The 4,434-nt window shown below is 75.7% G+C and carries 6 protein-coding genes; 3 read left to right on the top strand and 3 right to left on the bottom strand.

The features are described from left to right. Positions 1-40: 40 nt before the first annotated feature. A complete protein-coding gene (locus tag ACFWEG_RS28385) occupies positions 41-223 on the top strand; it encodes a DUF6104 family protein (RefSeq protein WP_387220803.1) in 183 nt (60 codons plus the stop codon). Positions 224-571: 348 nt separating this feature from the next. Here ACFWEG_RS28385 and ACFWEG_RS28380 read toward each other — a convergent pair whose 3' ends face one another. Continuing rightward, entirely contained in the window at positions 572-1,411 is an 840-nt protein-coding gene (locus tag ACFWEG_RS28380) for a hypothetical protein (protein WP_387220800.1), read from the bottom strand. A 214-nt stretch (positions 1,412-1,625) separates the two neighbouring features. On the opposite strand from ACFWEG_RS28380, the gene ACFWEG_RS28375 reads away from it, so the two are divergent. Further along, positions 1,626-2,483 carry a DUF4097 domain-containing protein gene (locus ACFWEG_RS28375; protein WP_387220797.1) on the top strand — a complete coding sequence of 286 codons (858 nt, stop codon included), beginning with the start codon at positions 1,626-1,628 and terminating at the stop codon, positions 2,481-2,483. A 3-nt stretch (positions 2,484-2,486) separates the two neighbouring features. Further along, the gene (locus ACFWEG_RS28370) at positions 2,487-3,509 is read left to right on the top strand and encodes a helix-turn-helix transcriptional regulator (RefSeq protein ID WP_387220795.1); all 1,023 of its coding nucleotides are present in this window, start codon (positions 2,487-2,489) and stop codon (positions 3,507-3,509) included. Between the two features lie 99 nt (positions 3,510-3,608). Here ACFWEG_RS28370 and ACFWEG_RS28365 read toward each other — a convergent pair whose 3' ends face one another. Next, positions 3,609-4,172 carry a Clp protease N-terminal domain-containing protein gene (locus ACFWEG_RS28365; protein ID WP_387220793.1) on the bottom strand — a complete coding sequence of 188 codons (564 nt, stop codon included), beginning with the start codon at positions 4,170-4,172 and terminating at the stop codon, positions 3,609-3,611. Positions 4,173-4,175: 3 nt separating this feature from the next. Continuing rightward, positions 4,176-4,385, bottom strand: a complete 210-nt coding sequence (locus tag ACFWEG_RS28360) for a helix-turn-helix domain-containing protein (RefSeq protein ID WP_387220791.1) — start codon at positions 4,383-4,385, stop codon at positions 4,176-4,178. Positions 4,386-4,434 lie beyond the last annotated feature (49 nt).

The raw sequence follows: 4,434 nt of genomic DNA, 5'->3' as shown, positions 1-4,434 counted from the left end.
CCCCGTGAGGGGTGCCGGCCCTCCGGCCTATCCTGGTGCCATGTACTTCACGGACCGTGGCATCGAAGAGCTGGAGAAGCGGCGCGGCGAGGAGGAGGTCACCTTCGAGTGGCTCGCCGAGCAGCTCCGCGCCTTCGTCGACCTCAACCCCGACTTCGAGGTCCCCGTCGAACGCCTCGCCACCTGGCTCGCCCGCCTCGACGACGACGAGGACGACGAGTAGTCCCGCCCACGCGCGGCACCGTTCCCGCTCCGCCGCAACCGCGCCCGCGCCGGGGTGCGGCTCCGCCTCCCCGCACGCCTGCCTGGCTGTGGGCAATCGTGCCGCAGGGCGGCACGGGTGGGCACAGCCCCACGTGCCCAGCGCAGGCGACCGCACCCCGCGCCATCGTCGACCCCCCGCCCCGCAGGGGCGATTCGCGGCTCCGCCGCGGGTACCGGGCTGCGCCCGGCGGCCTCAAGCGCCGGCCAGGCTGATTTCTTTCGGCTCCCGCTCGCCGGCCGGGCTGATTTCTTTCGGCCCCCGCCCGCCGGCCGGGCTGATTTTTTGGGCCCCGCCCGCCGGCCGGGGCTAAGCCCCCCGCCCGCCGGCCGATCGCTCCCCCGCCCGCACCCGGTCGTAGGCCAACCCGAGCGCCCCGTGGGCGAGGAGCAGGGTGCCCGTGGTGGCCCATCCCGCGCTGCGGGACCGCGCGCCGTAGGCGATGAGGGGCACGCCGGCGGCCAACTGCACCGCGCCGAGGAGCCGCGCGCGGGGCCCGCGGAGCCAGGGCCCGAGCGGCCCGTGCTCGACGACGGACAGCTCGTGCCGGACCGCGTCGCGCCACCCCGCCCACTCGACGACGGCCGCGTCGTGCGCGACCCGGGCGACCGCGCGGAGCCGGTCCGCGGAGTCGCCGGGGTGGAGTCCTGCGGGCAGGTCGAGCCCCGTCCGGGCGAGGACGGCGAGCAGCCCGGTGAGCCGGACCCGCGCGTCGGCGGCGGGATCGGTCCGGGTGAGGTCTTCGAGGAGCCCCACGTCGTGGACGGGATCGAGCGACAGCCGGGCGGCGAATGTCAGCATGGCCTCGTCCTCCCCCACGGGCGTGCCGTCGGCGAGCCAGACGTAGGAGACGGGCCGCCGGAACCCGGAGGCGAGCGTGCAGCCAGCGCGGTCGCCGTCCCACCAGAGCGCGACGACGGGCCACGGCGCGCCGACGGCGAGCGCCGCGGCCCACCCGCCCATGACGCGGTCGACGGGCCCGCTGCCGGCGGCCCACGGCGTGGACGCCGGGACCAGTGCGGTCCACCCCTCCCCCGCCGGCATCAGCAGCTGCCGCTCGCGCAGGAGATGCGCGGCGGGCCGCACCGCGTCCGCGTCGGCGCGGCAGAGCAGGATCGCGCCGGTGGCGAGCGCGGTGGCGTCTGACATGCCCTCACGCTAGGCGCGTCCGGACGATTCCGCCTGCGCATCGGGCCCCCGCCGCCCCCCGTTCGGCCCATGCGGCGCGGCACGGACACCTGCCCCTCGACCCCATTCCCACGCTTGACTTCCCCCATCCGCGATATATCGTGTTCTTATCAGACGCGATATGTTGCGAACGCTCGCGTCATCGACCCATCCGTCCGAGAGAAGGGCCGGCGCCATGCCCCAGTGGACCGTCTCCGAGCCGCAGAAGCTCACGTTCGACGACCCGGTGACGCGGCTGAACGTCCGCCTGGTCGAGGGCGCCGTCAACGTCGTGGGCACCGAGGAGGGCGCCGCCCGGCTCGACGTCGGCGAGATCGACGGCCCGCCGCTGATCGTCACCCAGGAGGGCGGGACGCTGACGGTCGCGTACGAGGACCTGCCGTGGCAGAACTTCCTGAAGTGGCTCGACAGCCGCGGCCGGCCCCGCAGGGCCGTGGTCTCGCTGACCGTGCCGGCCGGCACCCGGGTGGAGGTCGGCGTGGTGAGCGCGACGGCGTTCGTGTCGGGCGTACGCGGACCGGCGGACGTGCGCGGGGTGAGCGGGGACACGACGCTGGTGGGCCTCGCGGGCCCGGTCCGCGCGGAGACGGTGTCGGGGAGCCTGGAGGCGCAGGCCGTCAGCGGCGAGCTGCGGTTCCGGTCGGTCTCCGGCGACCTGACGGTCGTCGAGGGCGCGGGCGGCACGGTGTCGGCGGACACGGTCAGCGGGAACACGGTCATCGACATCGACCCGGCGGGCGGCCCCACCGACCTCGGCCTGAACAGCGTCTCCGGCGAGATCGCCATCCGGCTGCCGCACCCCGCGGACGCCCGGGTGGAGGCGAACACCGCGAGCGGGGCCGTCTCCAACGCCTTCGAGGACCTGAAGGTGGGCGGCCAGTGGGGCGCGAAGAAGATCACCGGGACGCTCGGTGCGGGCACGGGCCGGCTGAAGGCCACCACCCTCTCCGGCTCCATCGCCCTCCTGCGCAGGCCCCCCGCGGACCCTGCCGACGCCCCCTCCCCCCGTGTCTCCACCGAGAAGGAGTTCTGAGCCATGCCTCCCGTCTTCGCCCACGGCCGACTCCGCCTGTACCTCCTCAAGCTCCTCGACGAGGCCCCGCGCCACGGCTACGAGGTGATCCGGCTCCTGGAGGAGCGCTTCCAGGGCCTCTACGCCCCCTCCGCCGGCACGGTCTACCCGCGCCTGTCCAAGCTGGAGGCCGAGGGCCTGGTCACCCACGCCACCGAGGGCGGCCGCAAGGTGTACTCGATCACCGACGCCGGCCGCACCGAACTGGACTCCCGCAGCGGCGAGTTGGCCGACCTGGAGCTGGAGATCCGCGACTCCGTCGCCGAGCTCGCGGCCGAGATCCGCGACGACGTCCGGGGCGCGGCCGGCGACCTGCGCCGCGAGGTGCGGGCGGCGGCCGGGCAGGCCAGGACGGCCGCCTCCTCCGCCCCGACCGGCGGCGCGGACTGGAAGGAGGAGTTCCGCCGGGCCAGGCAGGAGTGGAAGGAGCAGACCCGGCGCGCCAAGGACGAGTCCCGCCGCGCCCGCGAGGACGCCCAGCACGCCCGGCGGCAGGCCCAGGAGGCGCAGGAGCGGCTCCAGGACGCGGCCCGCCGGGTGCAGGACCAGGTGCAGGACCACTTCGCCCGGGGCGACTGGCCGAAGGGCGTCCAGGAGGGGCTGAGCGCGCTCACCCGCGAGCTCGGCGGCCTGGGCGGCCTCGGCGGCGCCCCCAAGGGCTGGGGCGCGGGCCCGCGCGCGGGCGACGACGTCGACGTCGACCTCCGCCGCACGGACACCGCCCCCGCGGACCCGCCCGCGACCGCGCCGGCCGACGCCGTACCGACGCCCGCCGAGCCCGCCGCGGACCCCGCCTGGAGCACCGACCTCCCGCCCTCCGGCGACCCGGCCCGCGACCTGGAGCGCCTCCTGGACCGCTTCCGCGACGACATCCGCGACGCGGCCCGCGACTCCGGTGTCTCGCCCGCACAACTGGACGAGGCGCGACGCCACTTGTCCGCGGCGGCAGCGCACATCGTGGCCGCCCTGCGCGCCCCGCGCGTCTGACGCCCCCGAGCGGCACACGCCAACGCCCCACTGCCCGCGCATCCTTGCGGGCAGTGGGGCGTTCGGCCTTCAACCCGGGTACAGACGACGCCCGTTCGTTCAGCCCGCCTGCGCCTGGTCCGCGCCGAGGACGCGGGTGACGTCGTCGTACGCCACCCCGTGCTCGGTGAGCACCTCGGCGACGACGCCGGGGCGGGTGGTGAGGGCGAGGAGGATGTGCTCGTCGCCGATCGACCTTTCGCGGCGGCCGAGGGCGACCCGGAGCGAACGCTCCAGGGTGTCCTTGGCCTCGCGGGAGAACGCCGGGCGCCTGCCCGACCACCAGCGGCGGTCGCGGGTGTCGCCGCCCAACGCGCCGACGCCGTGGACCTGTTCGACGCGGCTGACGATCTCGCCGACGTCGATGCCGAGCCCGGCCAGCGCGTCGGCGTCCGCGCGGGAGACCCCGCCGCGGCGCCGGGCGTCGGCGAGGGCCTGCTCCAGCGCGTCCCGCCGGTCGTGCGCGCCCAGCGCGGTGAGCGCGAACGCGCCCTTCGTGCCGCGGCGTTCGAGCAGCGAGAGCAGCAGGTGCTCGTTCGTGACGGCCGCCGCGCGCTGCCGTTCGGCGAGCGCCACCGCGTCCTTCACCACCTGGCGGGCCGCCTCCGTGAACCGTTCGAACACCGTTCATCGCCTCCCGTACTTCTTGTGCACGGCCTGCCGGCTGACGCCCAGTTCGCCGGCGATCTCCTGCCAGGACCAGCCCTGTTCACGGGCGCTCCCGACCTGGACGGCTTCCAGTTGCTCCAACAGCCGGCGCAGTGCGGCCACGGCGCGCAACCCGATCCGCGGGTCGCGACCGCCCGCCTGCGCGGCGAGATCCGTCGCTTCGGTCATGCATGTCAACGTACGTTGACGCCCGGCCGGTGTCAACAGTGGTTGACAC

The sequence above is a fragment of the Streptomyces sp. NPDC060194 genome (assembly GCF_042728285.1).
GTDB lineage: Bacteria > Actinomycetota > Actinomycetes > Streptomycetales > Streptomycetaceae > Streptomyces.
This window is presented reverse-complemented; position numbering and strand designations above follow the sequence as displayed.

Excerpts from the sequence above, each read along its gene's own strand:
- ACFWEG_RS28370 (WP_387220795.1), top strand. The coding sequence starts at position 2,487 with ATGCCTCCCGTCTTCGCCCACGGCCGACTCCGCCTGTACCTCCTCAAG.
- ACFWEG_RS28375 (WP_387220797.1), top strand. The coding sequence starts at position 1,626 with ATGCCCCAGTGGACCGTCTCCGAGCCGCAGAAGCTCACGTTCGACGAC.
- ACFWEG_RS28385 (WP_387220803.1), top strand. The coding sequence starts at position 41 with ATGTACTTCACGGACCGTGGCATCGAAGAGCTGGAGAAGCGGCGCGGC.
- ACFWEG_RS28360 (WP_387220791.1), bottom strand. The coding sequence starts at position 4,385 with ATGACCGAAGCGACGGATCTCGCCGCGCAGGCGGGCGGTCGCGACCCG.
- ACFWEG_RS28380 (WP_387220800.1), bottom strand. The coding sequence starts at position 1,411 with ATGTCAGACGCCACCGCGCTCGCCACCGGCGCGATCCTGCTCTGCCGC.